Source organism: Bacteroides sp. AN502(2024) (assembly GCF_041227145.1).
Lineage (GTDB): Bacteria > Bacteroidota > Bacteroidia > Bacteroidales > Bacteroidaceae > Bacteroides.
In genome coordinates, this window is record NZ_JBGFSP010000009.1 from 18,382 (window position 1) to 40,106 (window position 21,725).

Annotated in this window: 10 protein-coding genes; all 10 read left to right on the forward strand. The window is 41.1% G+C overall.

Features of this window, described 5'->3' with window-relative positions; translation table 11 throughout:
* Window positions 1-74 precede the first annotated feature (74 nt).
* The 10 genes from AB9N12_RS16910 (at window position 75) to AB9N12_RS16955 (ending at window position 21,663) form a co-directional block, all read left to right on the forward strand.
* Window positions 75-3,509: a TonB-dependent receptor gene (locus AB9N12_RS16910; RefSeq protein WP_369893306.1), complete on the forward strand. Its 3,435-nt coding sequence runs from the start codon at window positions 75-77 to the stop codon at window positions 3,507-3,509.
* Window positions 3,510-3,525: 16 nt separating this feature from the next.
* Window positions 3,526-5,310 carry a RagB/SusD family nutrient uptake outer membrane protein gene (locus AB9N12_RS16915; protein ID WP_369893307.1) on the forward strand — a complete coding sequence of 595 codons (1,785 nt, stop codon included), beginning with the start codon at window positions 3,526-3,528 and terminating at the stop codon, window positions 5,308-5,310.
* A gap of 81 nt (window positions 5,311-5,391) precedes the next feature.
* Entirely contained in the window at window positions 5,392-7,551 is a 2,160-nt protein-coding gene (locus AB9N12_RS16920) for a hypothetical protein (protein WP_369893308.1), read from the forward strand.
* A gap of 92 nt (window positions 7,552-7,643) precedes the next feature.
* A complete protein-coding gene (locus AB9N12_RS16925; protein WP_369893309.1) occupies window positions 7,644-8,816 on the forward strand; it encodes a ComEC/Rec2 family competence protein in 1,173 nt (390 codons plus the stop codon).
* 51 nt (window positions 8,817-8,867) lie between these two features.
* Complete coding sequence (locus AB9N12_RS16930; RefSeq protein ID WP_369893311.1) at window positions 8,868-10,712, forward strand: FAD-dependent oxidoreductase; 1,845 nt, start codon at window positions 8,868-8,870, stop codon at window positions 10,710-10,712.
* 179 nt (window positions 10,713-10,891) lie between these two features.
* Complete coding sequence (locus AB9N12_RS16935; protein ID WP_369893437.1) at window positions 10,892-12,427, forward strand: glycoside hydrolase family 31 protein; 1,536 nt, start codon at window positions 10,892-10,894, stop codon at window positions 12,425-12,427.
* 93 nt (window positions 12,428-12,520) lie between these two features.
* Window positions 12,521-14,248: an alpha-1,3-galactosidase B gene (locus tag AB9N12_RS16940; protein WP_369893312.1), complete on the forward strand. Its 1,728-nt coding sequence runs from the start codon at window positions 12,521-12,523 to the stop codon at window positions 14,246-14,248.
* A 19-nt stretch (window positions 14,249-14,267) separates the two neighbouring features.
* Complete coding sequence (locus AB9N12_RS16945; RefSeq protein ID WP_369893313.1) at window positions 14,268-16,775, forward strand: glycoside hydrolase family 3 C-terminal domain-containing protein; 2,508 nt, start codon at window positions 14,268-14,270, stop codon at window positions 16,773-16,775.
* Window positions 16,776-16,827: 52 nt separating this feature from the next.
* On the forward strand, window positions 16,828-18,999 hold the full coding sequence (locus AB9N12_RS16950) for an alpha-N-acetylglucosaminidase (RefSeq protein WP_369893314.1): 2,172 nt from the start codon (window positions 16,828-16,830) through the stop codon (window positions 18,997-18,999).
* A gap of 81 nt (window positions 19,000-19,080) precedes the next feature.
* Window positions 19,081-21,663 (forward strand): glycoside hydrolase family 3 N-terminal domain-containing protein, encoded by a 2,583-nt coding sequence (locus AB9N12_RS16955; RefSeq protein ID WP_369893315.1) that lies wholly within the window; start codon window positions 19,081-19,083, stop codon window positions 21,661-21,663.
* Window positions 21,664-21,725: the final 62 nt, after the last annotated feature.

The window sequence follows — 21,725 nt, forward strand, 5'->3', positions numbered from 1 at the left end:
TACTGCAATTATCATTCAGCCGAGAAATCAAACAACATCTAGTTATTTAATTTTATAAAACTTGTTGCTAATATATGAAAAATAATAGTAATATATTTTCTGCGGGAACAAGAGTTGCTCGCATATTATTTCTTTTTAGTTTTTGTTTTCTTTCTTTGTATTCTTATGCGGTAAATGTAGACGATTATGCCCAGAATAAAACGTTGACGGTAGAAGCTCAAAATAAAACTGTCAAGGAGGTGCTTGATTATATAGAAAAGAACAGTGAATTCATCTTTTTTTATTATAATAAAGCCGTTGATACGGAACGGAAGGTCAGTTTGTCTATAAAAGATAAATCCATTACGGTAATTTTGGACCAATTATTTCAAGGTACGGATGTACGGTATGAAATAAGAGATAGGCAAATTTCTTTAAAGAAGGAGCCGATACAACAGCTTCCACAGGATAAAAAACAGAAACGAAAATTGACGGGTACTGTAACGGATGCTTCTACTGGCGAACCATTGGTAGGAGTAAGCATAATAGTACGAGGTGAAAATAGAGGAACCATCACAGGGATAGATGGTCGTTTTTCAATAGAGGTATATACAAATACAGAGTTGCAGTTTTCATACATTGGGTATAAGATGCAAAGTATGAAGGTCGGTAACTTGCAGGTGATCAATATCAAAATGGTTGTAGACAATGCCATGTTGGACGAAGTAGTTGTCGTGGGATATGGTACGCAAAAGAAAGTGAACTTGAGTGGTGCTGTAGAAACGGTTACAGCAAAAGAACTTTCCAATCGTGCTACTAATAATGTAGGGTTGGCCCTGCAGGGATTGGTTCCTAACCTGAACATTACGATGTCAAGTGGTGGAGCTGACTATACACCTACGTTCAATATTCGTGGTGAAACGTCTATCAATGGCGGCGAACCGTTGATTTTGGTAGATGGAGTACCTGTCACGGCTGCGGATTTTAGTCGTATGAACTCATTGGACATTGAGAATATTTCGGTTCTGAAGGATGCTTCTTCGGCTGCGGTCTATGGAGCACGTGCGGCTTTTGGTGTCATTCTTGTGACCACCAAGAAAGGAGAGGAAGGAGCGATTAAGGTGAATTTCAATAATTCATTCAGTGTGCGAACTCCTACCCGAATTGTTCAAGTGGTAGAAGACCCCTATATTCAGGCTTCATACAAAACCATCATGGGAGCTCCTTGGTATCACCTGTACACAGATGAAGAGATAGATTATGCACAGCAACGTGTAGAAGACCCTTCTTTGCCGTCTGCCATACCTTCTACCAAAGACAAGAGCCAGTATACTTACTTGGACGCCCATAATTATTATGAGGATATTTTTGAAAGTACGGCATTGTCTCATCAGCATAGTCTTAGTTTGTCCGGAGGTTCAAGTAAGGCGACTTACTATTTAGGTATGGAATATTATGGAGAGAATGGACTGTTGCGATATAATAAAGATAAGTATAACCGCTACAATGTGCGTAGCAAGGTGGAGTATCATCCTTGGAAATGGCTGACAGTAGGAAATAATACCAGTTGGTCTTATTATACCTACGACCGTCCAACTCATTTTTCCAGCAATTATTTTAAGGAAGTGTATGAGAAGAACTGTATGATACCGGTCAATAATCCTGACGGTACATATACGGTAGTAGGAGCGCAGACTGTCGGACGCTTGCTGCATGGCGGTAATCATATAGATAAGTCATTAAATATCACCTCGCAGTTCACGGCACAAATTGATGTATTGAAGAATGTATGGAGTTTGAAGGGAGATTTTACGGCCACGATATATAACAAGCATTCTAATGAATGGAATTCGGACAACGAATATACTTATAAACGCGGCCCGGAACTGGCAGCCACCCGTGTGGGCGACCAGAATTATGCAATGCGCGTCAATGACTATTCGATGTATACCGTATTGAATCTTTATACAGATTTCCATAAGCGTTGGGGAGAACATAGTGTGTCTGCTGTTGCCGGTTTTAATCAGGAATATAAGTCGTATGAATACCTTAAAAGTAAGCGTACAGATTTGATTTCAGAATCTTACCCGACCGTACAATTGACCACTGGCGATATGACCATGCAGGAAGATGCTTACCAGTGGGCTGTTCGTTCTGGATTTTATCGTGTGAACTACATGTTTAAGGACCGCTATATATTGGAGACAAATGGAAGATATGACGGCAGTTCTCGTTTCCCCAAGAAAGACCGATTCGGCTTTTTCCCTTCTGTATCGGGTGCTTGGATCATTTCGGAAGAATCATTTTTCGCTCCTTTGAAGAAAGTGCTTAATCATGTGAAATTGAGAGCTTCTTATGGTTCGTTGGGCAATCAGAATGTGGGGTACTACTCTTATATAGCTTCAATGAATGCCTCTAAATCAGGAGTATTGCTGAATGGCAAGTTACCAATGACTGTTTCGCCGGCAGGATTAATATCAAATGCGTTGACTTGGGAGAAAGTTTACACTACTAATGGTGGAATTGACATTAATATGCTGGATAACCGGTTAGTCTTGTCAGGAGATGTGTATCGCAGGGATACGAAAGACATGCTGGTTCCGGGTAAAAAGTTACCTAGCGTATTAGGTACAGCTGTTCCTAATGCCAATAGTGGAGACATGAAGACACGTGGTTGGGAAGTCTCTGTAACATGGAGAGACCGCTTTAGATTGGCTTCCAAACCATTCAATTATAGTGCGACTTTTGTTCTTTCAGATAGCCGTTCTTGGATTACTCGCTATGATAATCCTACGAATTTGTTGTCTGATCGTCGAGTTGGTGAGGAAATCGGAGAAATATGGGGATTGGTAACAGAAGGATTTTTTGTAGACCAGGAAGACATTGATTCGCATGCCGATCAATGGAATGTGACTTCCTATCCCGGTGACCGGAAAATTGAGCCGGGCGACTTGAAGTATAAAGATTTGGATGAAAATGGCAAAATTGAGAAAGGGCTTACGGCAGATGAACCGGGTGATTTTAAAATCATAGGCAATTCGCGTAGCCGCTTGCCGTTCGGTTTGGATTTGAATGCAGATTGGAATGGATTTGACTTGCGTATTTTCGTACAAGGCATAGGTAAAAAACAATGGTATCCGCAAAATAGCGATTATAAATTCTTTGGAATTTATGTATCACCTTGGGGAAATGTTCTTGAAAACAATTTGGACCACTGGACCGAAGAAAATCCCAACGGTTATTTTCCGCGTCTGAAGTCATATACGGCCACTTCGGGAGATATGTCTATTAACCAAACACGTTATCTGCAAAATGCAGCTTATTTGCGGATGAAAAATATAACTTTTGGTTACACTCTTCCTAAACAACTGATTTCTAAAATAGGTCTTTCAAGCGTGCGCTTTTATTTTAGTGGAGAGAATCTGTTTGAAATTACCAAGCTTTGCAAAAACTACGATCCGGAAGGCTTGAATAATAATTCGCATCCTTTCCAAAGAACGTTTTCATTAGGTTTAAATATTGGATTATAATAAAACTGATCATAAAATGAATAAGTATAAGAAATATATATTGGCAGGAGCAGTAACATGCCTAATGTTCGTGCAGACTGGTTGCAACGACTCTTTTCTGGAGCGTTATCCGATTGTGTCCATCTCGTCTGAAGCATTTTTCAAGAATACAACAGACTTGGAATTGTATACCAATACCTATACCTTGTCTCCCAGTTATTCTGATTATGTATCTGATAATTATACCACTTACTCAAATACACATGCCAATAATAATATGATCCGTGGCAATGTGACTCCGGCCACTTGCGGCGGATGGGGTGACTGGGGAACATTACGAAAATATAATATATTTTTGGATAATGTACACAAAGCTTCCGGAAATCCGGAAAAGATAGCCCATTATATTGGTCTGACCCGTCTGATGCGCGCCCGTTGGTATTACGAACAAATAAAATGGTACAATACTTTACCTTGGTATTCGCATGCATTGACCGATACGGATATGGAAATGCTTTACAAACCTCGTGATTCCCGTGAATTGGTAGTAGATTCTATTATGGCCGATTTGGATTACGCTTCGGCAAATGTTTCTGTTGATATGGGGAACCGGACTATTATGAGCAGATGGTATGCATTGGCTACACAGGCTCGTATTTGCCTGCATGAAGGAACTTACCGTAAATACCATGATGAGCTGAATCTGCAAAGCACGGCTACCCGTTTCTTGGAGAAGGCTGTTGAGGCCGCTTCTAAGGTCATGGAATCCAGACTGTTTGAAATTGATAAAACGGGAGGCACGGATGTAGCTTATCAGAGGCTGTTTACCGGATATTCGCTGGATAAGTCTAAGGAAATAATCTTATTTAAAGATTATGATAATGAATTGCGGATAAAACATGGTGCTCCCAATGAATCATTCAATTGGATTACAGGTTTTAGCCGAAGTCTGATGGAATCGTATGAATATCTGGATGCTGATGGAAATGCTATTCCATTTTCTCAGGTCGAAGGTCATGAAACAATGGGGTATGTTGATATCTTTAAAAATAGAGATCCCCGTATGAAACAGACGTTCATGTATCCGGGATATAAAAAGCCTGGGGTATCCACTGCCTATATCCCCAATATAGATTTGGGAGGTTATCCCTGCATTAAATATATGGTGAATGATCCGGCTCAGATTGTAAGTACAATGGCTTATACAGATTTGCCTATTTGTCGTTACGCTGAGGTGCTTTTGATTTATGCGGAAGCCAAAGCTGAATTAGGGAGGTTAACCCAAGATGATATGGACAAATCTGTCAATTTAATTCGTACACGTGTAGGAATGCCTCGGATTGTTATTAACGATATTATGGACGACCCCAATCTGAGTGCTCAATATCCGAAAGTAACAGATAAAGCCTTGTTGCAAATTCGCCGCGAACGCAGAATAGAATTGGTGAATGAGAATTTCCGTTGGGATGATCTGATTCGCTGGAAGGAGGCTCATCTGATTCGTGATGTGCAGCATGGCATCTATATAGATAAGTTGGGAGTATTTGATGTTACCGGTGATGGAATACCTGATGTCGGTATATTTAAGAATGCGGAGAGCAACACCATACCGGAAGCCGATCGCAGTAAATATACATTCTATTATTTGGAAAAGGGAGGAAAGCCCGGTACGGTCAGTTTGTCTGAAGGCGATCATGGCTATATTGTAATAAATAGTGAGATAGGCAATCGGAAGTTTGAAGAACCTAAATTCTATTATTGGCCATTACCCGAACAGCAGCGTGCGCTGAATCCGGCATTGGAGGAGACCATATTCTGGTAAGTTTTGATTCATTGGGTACAAATTTTATACATAAGATTTGTACCCATGATACAAATTATTGAAACTGATAAAATAAAATTTATGATTATTGAAACTGTAAAAAATATATTTGTTTACATATCGTTTCTTTTTTGGGGGATACTGGCTTTATCTTCTTGTAAAACTCCTCAGAATACTGCATTTGTGGCTTCGGCTTGTTGGGGTAAACAGGAAGTACAACAGTCTAATATGAAGGTATATATGGCTGCTGCAACCATGTCTTCCATAGAATATCAGGCGGTTCGGGGATGGGAATTAAATCCGGACAAACAGGAAACTGCAACTTTGTATTGCGATATAGATGATGATATGCTGCATGCCTTGGCTCCTGAACACACACTTTGCATAAAAGTATGCTATTTGGATAAAGGATATAGCGGTTTTGCATTATGTTACGAGGCGCAGGGAAAGATAAAACGGGGCGAATATGTACAATTACATAATAGTGGTACTTGGATAGAGCATACATTTAAGCTATATGACGCTTTGATGACCAATGGAATTAACCAAGCCGATTTTGTACTGACTACCTGCGATATGGACATCATGGGAAAGGCGAAAGATATAGTTGGCATAGCTTCTGTCAGGGTGGAAATGTCAGAACTGCTATCTCCTTATGAGTTGAGTGTGAAAAGTAAAAGGGCTGGTAACATATTCTTTGAAGATGAGAAAATACAGTTTCAAGTACAATGCTTGGATGTGACCGGTAAACATGCTTGTAAGACATTAACTTATAGTATTATTAACGAAAATAGGGAAAGTATATATACCCAAAAACAGTTCTTGTCAAGTGATCAGACTTGTATTGAATTTCCGTCTTTACCTTACGGTGTGTATGAGTTGATACTTGAAATGGAGGGGGAGCAATCTTATCAGAAAGCTATTGTTGATTTTTCTCATTCCCGGCGTGCGGACGAAATCAATACGCGCTTCGGAACTAACCTCCATTTTGATTGGGATGTTTATAGTAATGAGGATATTGAATTTTTGGCAGAATTAGTAAAAGATGCAGGATATAGTTTGGTTAGGACTTCTCTTCGCTGGTATCAGATGGAAAAGAGCAAGGGCGAGTTTGCTTTGACCCGTAATATATTGTATTCCAATCAATGCCTGAAAAAGCAAGGATTGAAGATGGTGGGAATATTGAGTCAAGAGTGCCCTTTATATGATACGGTTCCCTATTGGCTGGAAAACGAGGATAAACGGGAAGCTTATGCTCGCTTCTGCTATTTTATGGTTGATGCATTGAAAGAATATACCAATATTTTCACTTATCCCAATGAATTCAACCTGACCAAGGGAGGGGTACATCACCCCGAGAATTATCATCAGAGCATGGACATCATCAAAGCGGCATATCCGGCCATCAAGCGGGCAAATGCTGATGCCTTTATTATTTCGGGGGCAGTGTCGCGTTTTGAGAAGCCGTATCTGGAAGGACTTTTCCGATTGGGGTTGAATGATTATTGCGATGCATCGAGCATTCATCTTTATGATGTTATCGGAGGTCCTGAGACATACTATACCAATAAGCCGGATTTGAATATGTTTCCCAATACACAATTGTTTCATGATCTTATGAAGCGTTTGGCTCCCGAGAAACAAGCGTGGATTACAGAGAATGGCTGGTGTTCGTATCCCGGAGAGATGGGCGAGAATGAAGCACATCGCAATTTCTTTATGTGTACCGAAAATGAGCAGGCACGTTGGTACGCTCGTTCATTCATAATCAACAGTGATCCTAATCGTGTGGACAAGTACTTTCACTACTCATTCATAAATAATGAGGTGGGATATTTCAACAGCGAGAGTAATTTTGGAATTATCCATTCACACAATCATCGTACTCCCTTCTCAGCCAAACCTGCATTTGTCACCGTAGCGGCATTCAACGATATCGTAGGAAATGCTCTTTTCAAAGGTAATGTGGAGGAGTTGGAGTTACCTGAAGATGAGCGTAATCATTTTGCTTACATATTTGTAAATGCTAAAGGTGAAGAAATTGCTTGTTTTTGGCAAAGAGATGAACGATTACTGACGGACAGGAGAATAAAGACATATACATATAAGTCTGATATGCCTTACTTGGAAATTTATGATATGTATGGAAATAGAAAAGTGGTAGACAATAAGGAAGGAACTTATACTTCACTTTATACTTGTTGCCCGGTTTATATCAAAGGGGTTAAGGAGGCTAAATAATGATAAGGTATATTATCTTTATTATTATTACTTTTTGGGGGTGCTCTTGTCAACAAGATTCAGATGAATTTCCTTCTTGGAAAGAAGGGGAAATGGAAATTCATCATATCTATACGGGGAGAGGAGAAAGTAGTTTTCTGATTTTTCCGGATGGAACTACCATGTTGATAGATGCAGGAGACTATGACCCCAAGGATTATCCTAAAATGGCTGAATTGTTACCTGATACGTCCCGACATGCAGGAACATGGATAGCACGTTATGTGAAACGAATGAATCCTCATAAAGATAAAGTGGATTACCTGATGATCAGTCATTTCCATAGCGACCATATTGGAGAAGTTGAGAATGCGGTTATGTGTACCAAGGGGCGGTCCCCCGATTATATGTTGACTGGAATAGCAGAAGTAGGAGAATATATACGGTTTGGGAAAGTATTTGACAGAGGATTTCCCGATTATCAATATCCACTCCCGATAGATGATCGGAATGTAGATAATTATCGTTCTTTTCTACAATGGCAGGCAAAAAAATATGGGCTATGCCGGGAAGTGTTTAAGGTGGGTAAACTGAATCAAATCCATTTGCTGAATGATAGCAGCCAATACCAAGGCGTATTTTCCGTACGTAATTTAGCGGCTAATGGAGAAGTGTGGACAGGCATAGATGAAAAAACGGTGAAATGTTATGGGCTCACCCCTTTGAATCTTGATGAGTCTCAGCAAAATGAAAATACTAAAAGTTTGGCGATTAGAATTGATTATGGACCTTTTAGTTATTATACCGGTGGAGACCTCAGCTCGTATGTGTATGATGAACAAGGGAATGAATTGGATGTAGAAACGCTGGTGGGTAAGGCATGTGGAGAGGTGGATGTTTGCAAAGCTAATCATCATGCTTGGAAAGACGCTATGAGCGAAGGTTTTATTCGGAATATCAGAGCCAAACAGTATGTTATTCCTGTATGGGAAGATGAGCATATTCAACCTGTTGTCATGGAACGGATGCTGGATAGGAATCTTTACGCTTCAGAACGAATGATTTTCCCGACAAATTTGCCCGAACATCTCAGAGAGTTGTATGCTAATCGGAAGTGGATGGCGCAGGTATGTCCGGAAGATGGCCATGTCGTAATAAAGGTTTTTGATAAAGGGAAGAAATATGCCGTTTATATATTATCCGCAAAGGATGAGGAAAATCGGGTTAAGGCTGTTTATGGACCTTTTGACAGTGAATCTTCTTTGTTACATACCGGAACATGTTGATTATGATTCATAATATGATTAGAAATTACAAATTAAAAAATGATGATTACAATGATTGAAAGATTAAGAATATTGTTTATAATATGGTGCTCGCTTTTTATCGGAAACGTGAATGCGGCTGATTTTTTGATAGAAGCAGAAAGCTTTTTTCAAAAAGGAGGGTGGGTTGTTGATCAACAATTCATGGATCAAATGGGGTCACCCTATTTGTTGGCTCATGGTATGGGAGTTCCTGTGTCAGATGCCGTAACTGACATCAATGTTCCCAATAAGGGAGAATATTATGTATATGTCCGTACTTACAATTGGACATCACCGTGGTGTAAGAACAAAGGTCCCGGCCGTTTCGCATTGTATGTTGATGGGCGAGAAGTTTCTTCTTCGTTAGGAACCGAGGGCGAGGATTGGATGTGGCAATTTGCAGGTCGCGTTCGTATTAACAAAGCTCAGGTGGAAATCTGTTTGAAAGACTTAACCGGATTTGACGGTCGGTGTGATGCCATTTATTTTACGCAAGATGCAGATGAAATTCCTCCTGTTTCAGTTGCGGAGATGAAATCTTTCAGGAAGCAATTTTATAAAGATGTTGTGGGAGATTCGCAAGTTGCACATTTTGATTTGGTCGTTGTAGGTGGAGGTACGGCTGGTATATCTACGGCATTGTCTGCCGCACGGCTGGGATGTAAAGTTGCTTTGGTGCAGGATAGGCCGATACTTGGTGGAAACAATAGTTCTGAGGTACGGGTGCATTTAGGTGCAAGTATCGAAATGCCTCCTTATCCTCGATTAGGAGGTTTGGTAAAAGAGTACGGGCCTGTTCGTGGGGGAAATGCACAACCGGGTGAATACTATGAGGACTGGAAAAAACTGGATGTGGTGAAGGCGGAAAAAAACATTTCATTGTTTTTAAATTTCCATGCTACAGCAGTAGAATTAAATGGCAGGCAGATTAAAGCTGTTCGGGCTGTCCATATTGAAACAGGAGAAGAAAGAGTTTTTGAAGCTCCCTTATTTGCTGACTGCACGGGAGATGGGAATATTGGTTTTTTAGCAGGTGCTGACTATCACATGGGGCGTGAAGGCCGCATGGAATTTGGAGAGAGCCTGGCTCCGGAAAAAGCAGATTCCTTGACAATGGGAGCTTCAGTACAATGGTATTCGGAAGAATTGCCCTATAAAAATTCTTTTCCATTATTTGAGTACGGTTTGATTTTTGATGAAAATAAGTGTGAAAAAGTCATTATGGGGGAGTGGCAATGGGAAGTTGGCATGAATCTCAATCAAATTACGGAGGCAGAACGTATTCGCGATTACGGACTTTTAGTAGTTTACTCTAATTGGAGCTATTTGAAAAACAGATTAAAGAAAGATAATAAATGGGGAAAACGCAAATTGTCGTGGGTGGCTTATATTGCTGGAAAACGCGAATCGCGTCGTTTACTGGGCGATTATATTTTGAAACAAGATGATATTGATAAACAGGTGTTTCATGAGGATGCTACAGCTACTACTACTTGGGCCATTGATTTGCATTTTCCGGATTCTGCCAATATGGTAAAGTTTCCAGATGCTCCTTTCTTGTCATCAACTGAACATATTTATATTAAGCCTTATCCCATTCCTTACCGATGTCTGTATTCACGCAATGTGGAAAACCTATTTATGGCAGGGCGGAATATCAGCGCTACGCATGTAGCTTTTGGTTCGACACGTATTATGCGAACTACTTCCATGATGGGCGAAGTAGTAGGAATGGCCGTATCTATCTGCCGAAAACATCAGGTGCTTCCTCGTGAAGTCTATTGGCGGTACATGGAGGAATTGAAAAATCTTATGGAAAAAGGTGTAGGTAAACCGGGGATTCCTAATAATCAGAAATATAATGAAATAGGATAAATAATAAGCATAGTATGATGTTACTCATGAAATCTTTGCTAACTATTGTATGTATGTGGCTGTCAATGGCATTGTCAGCACAAGAACCGATTGCAACGAAAGATGGCATTACGCACAAATACTCTAAAGAATGCTTGCCAGGCGAACATCCTGTTTCCTCTAAAGTGGCAAGAGATAGCATGGAAGAGCAAATAATAACCATTGCTCCACTCAATGGCGAGCGTTGGTGGGGAGGTCTGACCGCATTGGGAAACCAAATGCCCTATGCTTCCAATACTAAAGAATATGATTTGGAGAGACAGAATGAGAATAACCAAATTGTTCCGTTATTGATTTCTTCTAAAGGACGTTATGTTTATGGAGAACATCCTTTCCGTTTCTGTTTTCGGAATGATACATTGCTGCTGCATTCAAATTTTGAAAAGCTTTCTGTGATACAAGGAGGTGAAAATTTACGTGAAGCTTATTTGGCGGCATCAACCAAGCATTTTCCTGCTTCGGGTAAGACTCCCGAAGAACTTTTCTTTTCCAAACCACAGTATAATACATGGATTGAACTGATGTACAATCAAAATCAAGCAGATATTGAAGCGTATGCACAGCAAGTTTTGTCAAATGGTTTTCCTACCGGCATTTTTATGATAGATGACAACTGGCAGAATCATTATGGCAACTTCGATTTCAAGGCTGCGAAATTTCCGGATCCGAAAGGAATGGTGGAACGACTGCATTCGATAGGATTTAAAATCATGCTCTGGGTTTCTCCTTATGTGACAGCAGACAGCCCGGAGGCTCGTTTTTTGGAGGAGAAGGGGTATTTGATAAAGGAGCGTGGCAAGGATACACCAGCTATTTTGCGCTGGTGGAATGGTTCGAGCGCCTGCTTTGATTTGACAAATCCGGCGGCTTTTGAATATCTGAAGCAACAGTTGTATGACACCCAGAAGAAATATGGAGTCGATGGGTTTAAATTCGATGCGGGAGATGTCATGTATATGTGTGGAGATAACTTAGAGTTCTTTAATCCGTCTGCCAATGCAGCGGTATTTTCCCAAAAATGGGCTGAGATGGGATTGTATTTCCCTTACAATGAATACCGTACTTCCTTTAAAATGGGAGGTCAACCTTTGGTTCAGCGGTTAGGTGATAAGCCTTATTCATGGGATGCAGTTTCATGGCTTATTCCCGACATGATAGCTGCCGGACTCTTAGGGCATGCTTATACGTGTCCCGACATGATAGGTGGAGGTGCTTATTCTACTTTCTTGAATATTGATAAAGACAGTTTTGATCAAGAATTGATTGTGCGTTCATGTCAGATTCATGCTTTTATGCCTATGATGCAATTTTCTGTTGCTCCTTGGCGTATATTGGATCAGAAGCATCTGGAAATATGTCAGAAGTTTGCTCGTTTTCATGAGACAATGGGAGCTTATTTTTGGGAAACTGCCAAGAAGTCATCCCAAACCGGTGAGCCGATGGTCAGACACATGGAGTATATGTATCCGGGACAAGGATTTCTGAATTGTAAAGATCAGTTTATGATAGGTGATAAGTATATGGTTGCTCCAATGGTCACCAAAGGAACTTCCCGTGTGGTGAAATTGCCTTCCGGAAAATGGCGTGATGACCAGGGAAAGATTTATAAAGGAGGAAGAACGATCTCAATTCAAGTCCCTATTGAGCGGTTACCTTATTTTGAGTGTATCAAGTAATTAAAATGCCAATGTAATATGTATGGAAAATTGTTAGCATGTGCAATACTTCTTGCATGTATTTGTAATGTACATGCAATACAAGTGTTTGACATGTCATCCTTTGGAATAGTACCGGAAGGGAAAAACTTATCAGCTAAGATGATGGCTGCTTTACATGAAATTCATAAAAGAGCATCAAAGGATAGCATTGTGATACGTTTCCAGAAGGGTAGATATGACTTTTATCAGGAAAATGCTTCCAGTAGGATGTATTATATATCCAATCATGCTGAATATCGTGGAGAACAGAAACCTTTGGAGAAACCGTTGCATGTGGCTATTCCTTTGGAAGACTTTAGGTCGTTGACTGTGGAAGGAAACGGTGCGCTGTTTGTCTGTCATGGTTGTATGTTGCCTGTTTCGTTGGTTCGTTCCCAAAATTGTACGCTTCAAGACATTCAAATTGATTTTCAAGAGACAATGTATCCTCAAATTAAAATATTGAAGAATGAAGGAAAAGCGGGTATTACTTTTGAGGTGTTTCCGGATGTCGATTATCGGCTTACCAAAGATTCTGTTTTGGATATCTATGCTTTAGGGCAATGGGGGATTCGTCCTTTCTATGGCACGGCGTATGAGGGAGAGACGAAGCGTGTGGCTTATAATACGGGAGATTTAGAATTTCCCAATCATTCTTTAGTGGCAAAAGGGAAGCGGGTGATACATGCTCCTTTGTGGCATGATGAAAGGTTAAAGCCCGGATTTGTTATGTTGCTGCGTACTTGGGACCGTCCGGCTCCGGCAGTTTTTTTGCATCATAATGTGAATACGACATTGAAGAATGTGGAAATTAATTATGCTAAAGGAATGGGAGTATTGGCCCAGTTGTGTGAAAACGTAACGTTGGATAGCATCAAAATCTGTTTGAGTGAAAGGAATCCTTCACGTTATATTACAACTGTTGTTGATGCTACTCATTTTTCGCATTGTCGGGGCAAGATTGTTTCAACGCATGGGTTTTACGAGCACATGGGAGACGATGCAATCAATGTACACGGCATTTATCTGAATATGGAAGAGCGAGTTGATGATTATACCGTGATTGGTCGTTTTATGTATGAACAGACTTATGGATTTGATTGGGGATTTGCTGGAGATACTGTACAGTTTGTTTCAAAAGAGACTTCAGAGGTGGTTACTGGTATGAATCGGATTGTCGATATTGTTCCTATGGACGTCAATGATTCTGCTATGGGAGCACGCTCTTTCAAAATAGTTTTTGCAGATCCACTCGATGGAAGACTTTTCGGGAAAGATAAATTCTGTATGGAAAACCTGACATGGACTCCCGAAGTCTGTTTTGCGAAAAATTTGATTCGTAATAATCGGGCACGTGGAGCGTTGTTTACTACTCCGAAGAAGGTTGTGGTGGACTCAAATGTGTTTGATCATATATCGGGAGCGGCAATTTTGATTAGTGGTGATTGCTCCTATTGGTATGAAAGTGGTGCATGTAGGGATGTGCTGATTTGTAACAATCGATTTATCAATGTGCTAAGTAGCATTTTTATGGAAGCGAATGCTGTCATTAGTATCTCTCCTGTTGTAAAAAATCTGCAGAAGCAGGAACGATGTTATCATGGAGGAAAAGCTGAATCGATTCGGATTATAAATAATAAATTTGATGTTTTCGATGCACCGATATTATATGCTAAGTCTGTGGACGGATTATTGTTTAAAGGAAATACAATTCATATCAATTCGGAATATGCCCCCTTTCACTGGAATCAAAGTCGTTATCGGCTGGAGCGTGTAGGACGTATGGATATAGATCACTGAATATAGGACAGGTAGAGATATGAGAATAATAATTGTGTTATGTATCATTGGAGCTCTTTGGGCGAAATGTGGATATGCACAGATATATAAAGATAAGACGGCCGCTGTAGAAGCACGTGTTGAAGATTTGCTTCATCAGATGACCCTGGAAGAGAAAATCGACTATATAGGTGGCTATCGGGATTTTTATATCAGAGGCATTGAGCGTTTGGGAGTTCCTGCTTTAAAATTGACGGATGGTCCGTTGGGAGCGCATAAAGATGGAAAAGCTATCGCCTATCCGGCAGGGGTATTGACTGCTTCTACATGGAACAGGTCGCTGGTTTATGAGTTGGGAAAGCAATTGGGTAGAGATGCGAAAGCACGTGGGGCCCATATATTGCTAGGGCCGGCAGTCAATATCATTCGATCGCCTTTATGCGGGCGGAACTTTGAGTATTTTACGGAAGACCCATACTTGAACTCTCAAATAGCCGTAGCTTACGTGCGAGGAGTGCAAGATCAGCATGTTGTTGCTACGTTGAAACATTTTGTTGCCAATAATCAGGAATGGGATCGTCATAATGCAAACAGTCATATTGATGAAAGAACATTGCATGAAATTTATCTTCCTGTATATAGGGATGCTATCCGGAAAGCGGAAGTGGGTGCCGTTATGGACGGATATAACATTGTAAATGGTGTTCATGTCACTCAGAGTGATGAATTGAACAATCAGTTGCTCAAGAAACGATGGGGTTTCCAAGGTATGGTGATGAGCGATTGGGGAGCGACTTACAATGCGATTGAAGCGGCCAACGGAGGGCTGGATTTGGAGATGCCTCAGGCCGTCTGTATGAATCGGGCTAATTTACTTCCTGCACTGCAGGCGGGACATGTCAAAATGGCGACGATAGATGATAAGGTCAGAAGAATTTTGAGGATAATGTTTAGATTCGGGTTTTATGATAATGCTCAATCGGACGCTTCTGTTCCTTATGATAATCCGGCCGGGAGAGAGGTGGCATTGAAACTGGCTCAGGAAGGAATTGTTTTATTGAAAAACGAAAGAAATCTGTTGCCTCTTGATAGGTCTAAGGTAAAATCGGTGGCTGTTATCGGTCCTAATGCAAATTCGTATGTTGCAGGAGGGGGGAGTTCCTATACATTTCCCTTTCATAGTACGAATGTTCTTGATGGACTAAAAGATAAATTTCGGGATGTAGAGTTTTATTATGCGTCGGGAATTGCCGGACATTGGGATGCGGTAGAGAAGTCTTTGTTTTATACAAGTGCAGAAGGAGGTGAAAGAGGACTTGTCGGAGAATATTATGATAACACACGGTTGGCCGGGAGACCGGTTGAAACCAAAGTGGATACGATCATTTGTATTCAAAATGGTTGGCATGTTGCATCCCTTGAGAAAGGCCCTCCCTTCGATCACTGCTCTATACGGTGGCGGGGAATCATCCGACCTCCGAAAAGTGCTGATTATCTGTTTACAGTCAGAGGTTTTGATGGTTTTCGTTTGCGGATTGATTCGGAAACGGTGATTGATGCATGGAAAGAGCAGGGAATTACGACGAAAGAATCTATCCTGTTTTTAGAGGCAGGGAGAGCGTACTCAGTTGTATTGGAATATTTTGCGGACTGCCATCCTGTGGATATATCTTTGGGTTGGAGGGAAAATCGAGTATCATTTGATGAGGCTGTTCAAATAGCCGGAAAGGCTGATGTTGCGGTCATCAATGTAGGATTGAATGAGAGCCTTGAACGCGAAAGCAATGATCGGGATTTTGGGTTACCTGCCTATCAAGATAGTTTGATACAAGCTGTTTCTGCTGTCAATAAGCGGACTATTGTGCTGGTAAATGCAGGTGGAAATATTGATATGAATCGCTGGGTGGATCAGGTTCCGGCACTTCTGTATTTATGGTATCCGGGACAAGAGGGAGGAAAAGCGGTTGCCGATATTCTTTCGGGAGACATCAATCCCAGTGCGAAACTGCCGGTTTCATTCGAATATAAATGGGAAGATAATCCTGCATTTCCATACTATCATGACACCGATGGAGATAAGGAGGTGGAATATAAAGAGGGATTATTTTTAGGATACCGCTATTACGACAGTGCAAAGGTGAAACCCCGTTTTCCGTTTGGGTATGGTCTTTCATATACAAGATTTGAATATGCTGATCTTATGGTTCGACAGGAAGAGAGCGATACGGATGTGGAAGTCAGTTTCACAATTAGCAATGTGGGTTTGTGGGACGGTTCCGAAGTTGCTCAATTATACATCAGACCTATGCATCCTTTCGTATCGAGGCCTTATAAAGAGCTTAAAGGTTTTGAGAAAATCTTTATACCCAAAGGACAGAAGAGGCGGGTGAGCATGTCGCTTGATAAGGAATCTTTTTCTTATTATAAAGTGGATAAAAAGCAGTATGGTTATGACAGCGGACTTTATGAGATTCTGATAGGAACTTCCTCCGAAGATATAGTGCTTAGTAAAGTGATAGAAATATCCGCAGAAAGAGATTCCGAATAAAATCAGTTAATGTGATAATTAAGCGTAAGCGTAAAATTAAAAAAATATAAAGATGATGAGAAAAATAGTATGTTTTTTAGTGATATTTTGGGGAATGGCAATGCCTTTGTGGGCGGTAAACAAAGGGGACGTTGGAGCAGCAGAATCCATGTTGAGACGTTTGATTCCCGATTGTGCTGATATGTTTCAATTCAAAAAGGTGAATAGTAAGGAGGACTTTTTTAGAATAGAATCTTCTGCTGATTCGAAGATTCTGATTAGCGGGAATAATGCAAATTCAATGGCTGTAGGGTTGAATTACTATTTGAAGTATTACTGTCTGACTACCGTATCGTGGTATGCAGACCAACCTGTAGAAATGCCGGAGATTTTACCTCAAATACCTTTCCCGGTGGAAGTGAAAGCAAGGGTAGAGAGGCGTTTCTTTTTGAATTATTGTACTTTTGGTTACAGTATGGCCTTTTGGGATTGGAAAGATTGGCAGCGGTTTATTGACTGGATGGCACTCAATGGTGTGAATATGCCTTTGGCTATCACCGGTCAGGAAGCTGTGTGGTATAAGGTCTGGAAGGATATGGGACTGAAGTCTCAAGAGATTCTTTCCTATTTTACGGGTCCTGTTTATTTGCCTTGGCATCGCATGGCGAACATTGATTCATGGAATGGTCCTTTGCCGATGGAATGGCTTGAGAAACAGACAAAACTTCAGCAACAGATTTTATCGCGCGAGCGGGAGCTGAACATGAAGCCTGTATTGCCGGCTTTCAACGGTCATGTTCCGGCCGCCTTAAAACGGGTTTATCCGGATGCGGATATTCAGAGCTTAGGTAATTGGGCCGGGTTTACAGATGAATACCATTGTTCTTTTTTATCTCCGGAAGAGCCTTTGTTCGCAATCATACAGAAGAAGTTTCTTAAAGAGCAGGAACGGCTATTTGGAACTGATCACATCTATGGGGTCGATCCGTTTAATGAAGTGGAACCTCCCAGTTGGGAACCTGATTATTTGAAAAAGGTTTCTTCTAATTTGTATCATACGTTGCTCAATGCCGATTCTAAGGCAGAGTGGTTGCAAATGACCTGGATGTTCTATTTTGATAAGAAAAAATGGACGACTCCCCGAGTTGAGGCTTTCTTGAAAGGAGTGCCTGTAAATCGTTTGTCTTTATTGGATTACCACTGTGAGAAAGTTGAATTATGGAAGGAAACCGATCGTTTTTACGGACAGCCTTATATTTGGTGCTACTTGGGCAATTTTGGTGGAAACACCAGTATCGTAGGGAGTGTGAAAGATAGTGGTGATAGATTGGAGAAGGCTTTGAATGAAGGTGGCGATAATCTGAAAGGAATCGGTTCTACGTTGGAAGGCTTGGATGTCATTCAGTTTCCTTATGAATACATTTTGGAAAAAGCCTGGGACATGGGTAAGGATAATCAGACATGGATAAATGCATTGGCCGATCGCCATGCCGGAGAGGTTTCTCAACCGGTTCGTGAGGCTTGGAATTTATTGTTTAATGATATATATGTCCAAGTTTCGAAGACGGCCGGAATATTGCCCAACTATCGGCCTGTCATGGGATCAAATTGCGATAGCGTAAATATAGAATATTGTAACCAAAAGTTGTTGCAGGTATGGAAAGGGTTATTGCAGGCTCCTGATTTGAAACGGGATGCTTTGCGGCTGGATGTAATATCTGTTGGCAGGCAGCTGTTGGGAAATTATTTTCTGGTGGTCAAGAATGAGTTTGACCGAATGTATCAAACAAGAGATTTGCCGGCATTGCGGATGCGCGCTTCGGAAATGCGTGAGATTTTAAATGACATCGACAGACTGACATCTTTTCATGATTACACTTCACTTCATAAATGGATCGATACGGCTCGGAGGTATAGCGATGATAAAGCTATTCAAGATTATTATGAGAAAAATGCCCGGAGTTTGATAACTACGTGGGGAGGAATTTTGAATGATTATGCCAGTCGGACTTGGGCAGGACTGATTGGTGACTATTATTCTGTTCGTTGGGGAATGTACATAGACGCAGTTGTGCGTGCGGTCGAAAACGGACAAGAGTTCAATCAAAAAATATTGGATGATGCTTTAGACAAGTTTGAATCTGATTGGGTGGCATCTAAAACAAAGCCGGAACGTAAAATGGAGGGAGAACTTCAAGCGTTTGCCCGTTATCTGCTTTCTAAATATGAAACAAGATTAAGGTAGTTTGATGCTCTGATGTCTTTGAGCGGATGATTAGATAGAGTTTTGTATTTGATTTTTTATAATAAAATAGGTGGTACGCTAATGAATAAATTTTTGCTATTAACAGCAGCTGCTTGTCTGCTTTTTACTCACGGTATACAAGCCAAAGAAGACTTGCCTTATAAAAATCCTCTTCTTCCGGTAGAAGTGCGGGTAGATGATTTGTTGTCTCGTATGACTTTGAAAGAAAAGATCGCTCAGATCCGACATTTGCATTCGTGGGAGCTGTTCGACGGACAAACATTGAATATGAAGAAACTGCATGATATATGTGCGGGAGTAGGATATGGATTTTTTGAAGGATTTCCTTTGACTGCATCCAGTTGCCGTGATAACTTTCGTAGAATTCAAACTTATCTGGTTGAGAACACCCGTTTGGGCATTCCCGGCTTTGTTGTGGCCGAATCGTTGCATGGAGTGGTTCAGGAGGGCTGTACCATTTATCCTCAGAATATAGCAATGGGGAGTACCTTTAATATTGATCTGGCTTACGAAAAAGCAAAGCATATTGCAGGAGAACTCAATGAAATAGGTGTGAAGCAAGTGCTGGCTCCTTGTGTAGATGTCGTTCGCGATTTGCGTTGGGGAAGAGTGGAAGAGTCTTTTGCAGAAGATCCTTTTATCTGTTCCATGATGGCACTTGCCGAGGTGCGAGGCTACCTGTCTCATGGAATTTCTCCAATGCTGAAACATTATGGACCTCACGGAAATCCGCAGGGAGGATTGAACCTGGCTTCGGTAGATTGCGGAACCCGTGACTTGTTTGATATCTATATGAAACCTTTTGAAACCGTGGTGACGCATACCAATATAATGGCGGTTATGTCCAGTTATAATTCGTGGAACCGGGTGCCTAATTCAGCATCGCGTTTTATGCTTACTGAGATTCTTCGCAACAAATGGGGATTTCGCGGATATGTGTACTCCGACTGGGGGGTAGTGGAAATGCTTAAAACTTTTCATAAAACAGCTGTGGATGATTTGGAAGCAGCCCGACAAGTACTTTCGGCAGGTTTGGATGTGGAAGCGTCCAGTTACTGCTTTTCTGTTTTGGAGGAGAAGGTGCGTTCTGGTGATTTTGACGTTTTCTATATCGATCGGGCTGTCAGGAGAGTATTGCGGGCCAAATTCGAGATGGGACTTTTTGAGGATCCCTATCTGGAGCATGCTCCTTATCGTTTGCCTCTCCATTCTGACGAGAGTGTTAGTCTGTCCCGTAAAATAGCGGATGAATCGGTTGTATTGTTGAAAAACGAAAAACAGCTGTTGCCATTGAATATTGATAAATTAAAATCAATAGCTGTTATAGGTCCTAATGCGGACTGTGTTCAGTTTGGAGATTATACATGGAGTAGAGATAATAAAGATGGAATCACTCCTCTTCAAGGAATAAGACAATTGGTCGGCGATAGAATACAAGTTCATTATTCAAAAGGTTGTTCTTTGACCTCATTGGATAGGAGCGGTATTGAAGAGGCCGTTTTGGCAGCACAGCAAAGTGATGTTGCGGTGGTATTTGTGGGAAGTTCCAGCGCGGCTTTTGTCCGTTATAACGCAGAGTCGCCAACCTGCGGTGAAGGGATAGACTTGAGTGATATCTCTTTAACGGGTGTACAAAATGAATTGATTCAAGCGGTATATGCTACCGGGAAACCTGTCATTGTGGTGCTTGTTGCCGGAAAACCGTTTGCCATTCCTTGGGTAAAAGAGCATATACCGTCTGTATTGGTACAGTGGTATGCGGGAGAACAAGGAGGGGCTTCCATTGCGGATATTTTGTTCGGGAAAGTGAATCCTTCCGGTAAATTGACCTTCTCTTTTCCACAAAGTACCGGACATTTGCCTGTATATTATAATCATTTATCAACCGATAGAGGCTTCTATAAAGAGCCCGGTAGCTATGACAAGCCGGGGAGAGACTATGTTTTTTCAAGTCCGGCGCCTTTGTGGGCTTTTGGACATGGATTGAGCTATACGGATTTTGAATATAAGAAAGCCTATACAGATAAAAAGCATTATCAGCTTTATGATACGATTTCAGTTGTTACTCAGATTGAAAATGTGGGAAATTGTAGAGGAAAGGAGGTTGTACAGGTCTATGTGCACGATGTGGTGAGCACCGTGATGACTCCTGTCAAGCAGTTGAAAGGTTTTGCAAAAGTGGAGCTGGGGGTTGGTGAAAGCAAAGATGTGCTTATTCAAATTCCGGTGAAAGAACTTTATCAGACAGATGAGTCGGGTAACCGTTTTTTGGAAGAGGGAGAGTTTGAGATACAGATAGGTACATCTTCAGACCGAATCAGCTTTAATTTACCTATTTATGTAGGGAAAAAGGTACCGGTAGGGTATCAGGCCAATGAAATTGTCGTGAGGAAAAAAGATGTTGGAGGGCATTTGATACAAGTGAAGGGAGTGGTTCGAGACATTCAGGCAACTCCTATTGTGGATGTAAGGGTTACTTCGAACGTTATGAACAACAACGTTCAGACCGATTTGAAAGGGGAATATTCTATATTGGTACCTGAAAATAGTTCTTTACTATTTTCAAAAGATGGTTATATAACTAAAGAAGTTGAGGTAGCGGGGCAGGGCGATTTGAATGTACAGATGTCTAAAGGAGGGTAATAGCGACTTGCAAGTTTCGAGTGGGTGACCCTTGAAGTCCTATTTTTAACGATTTCACCCCT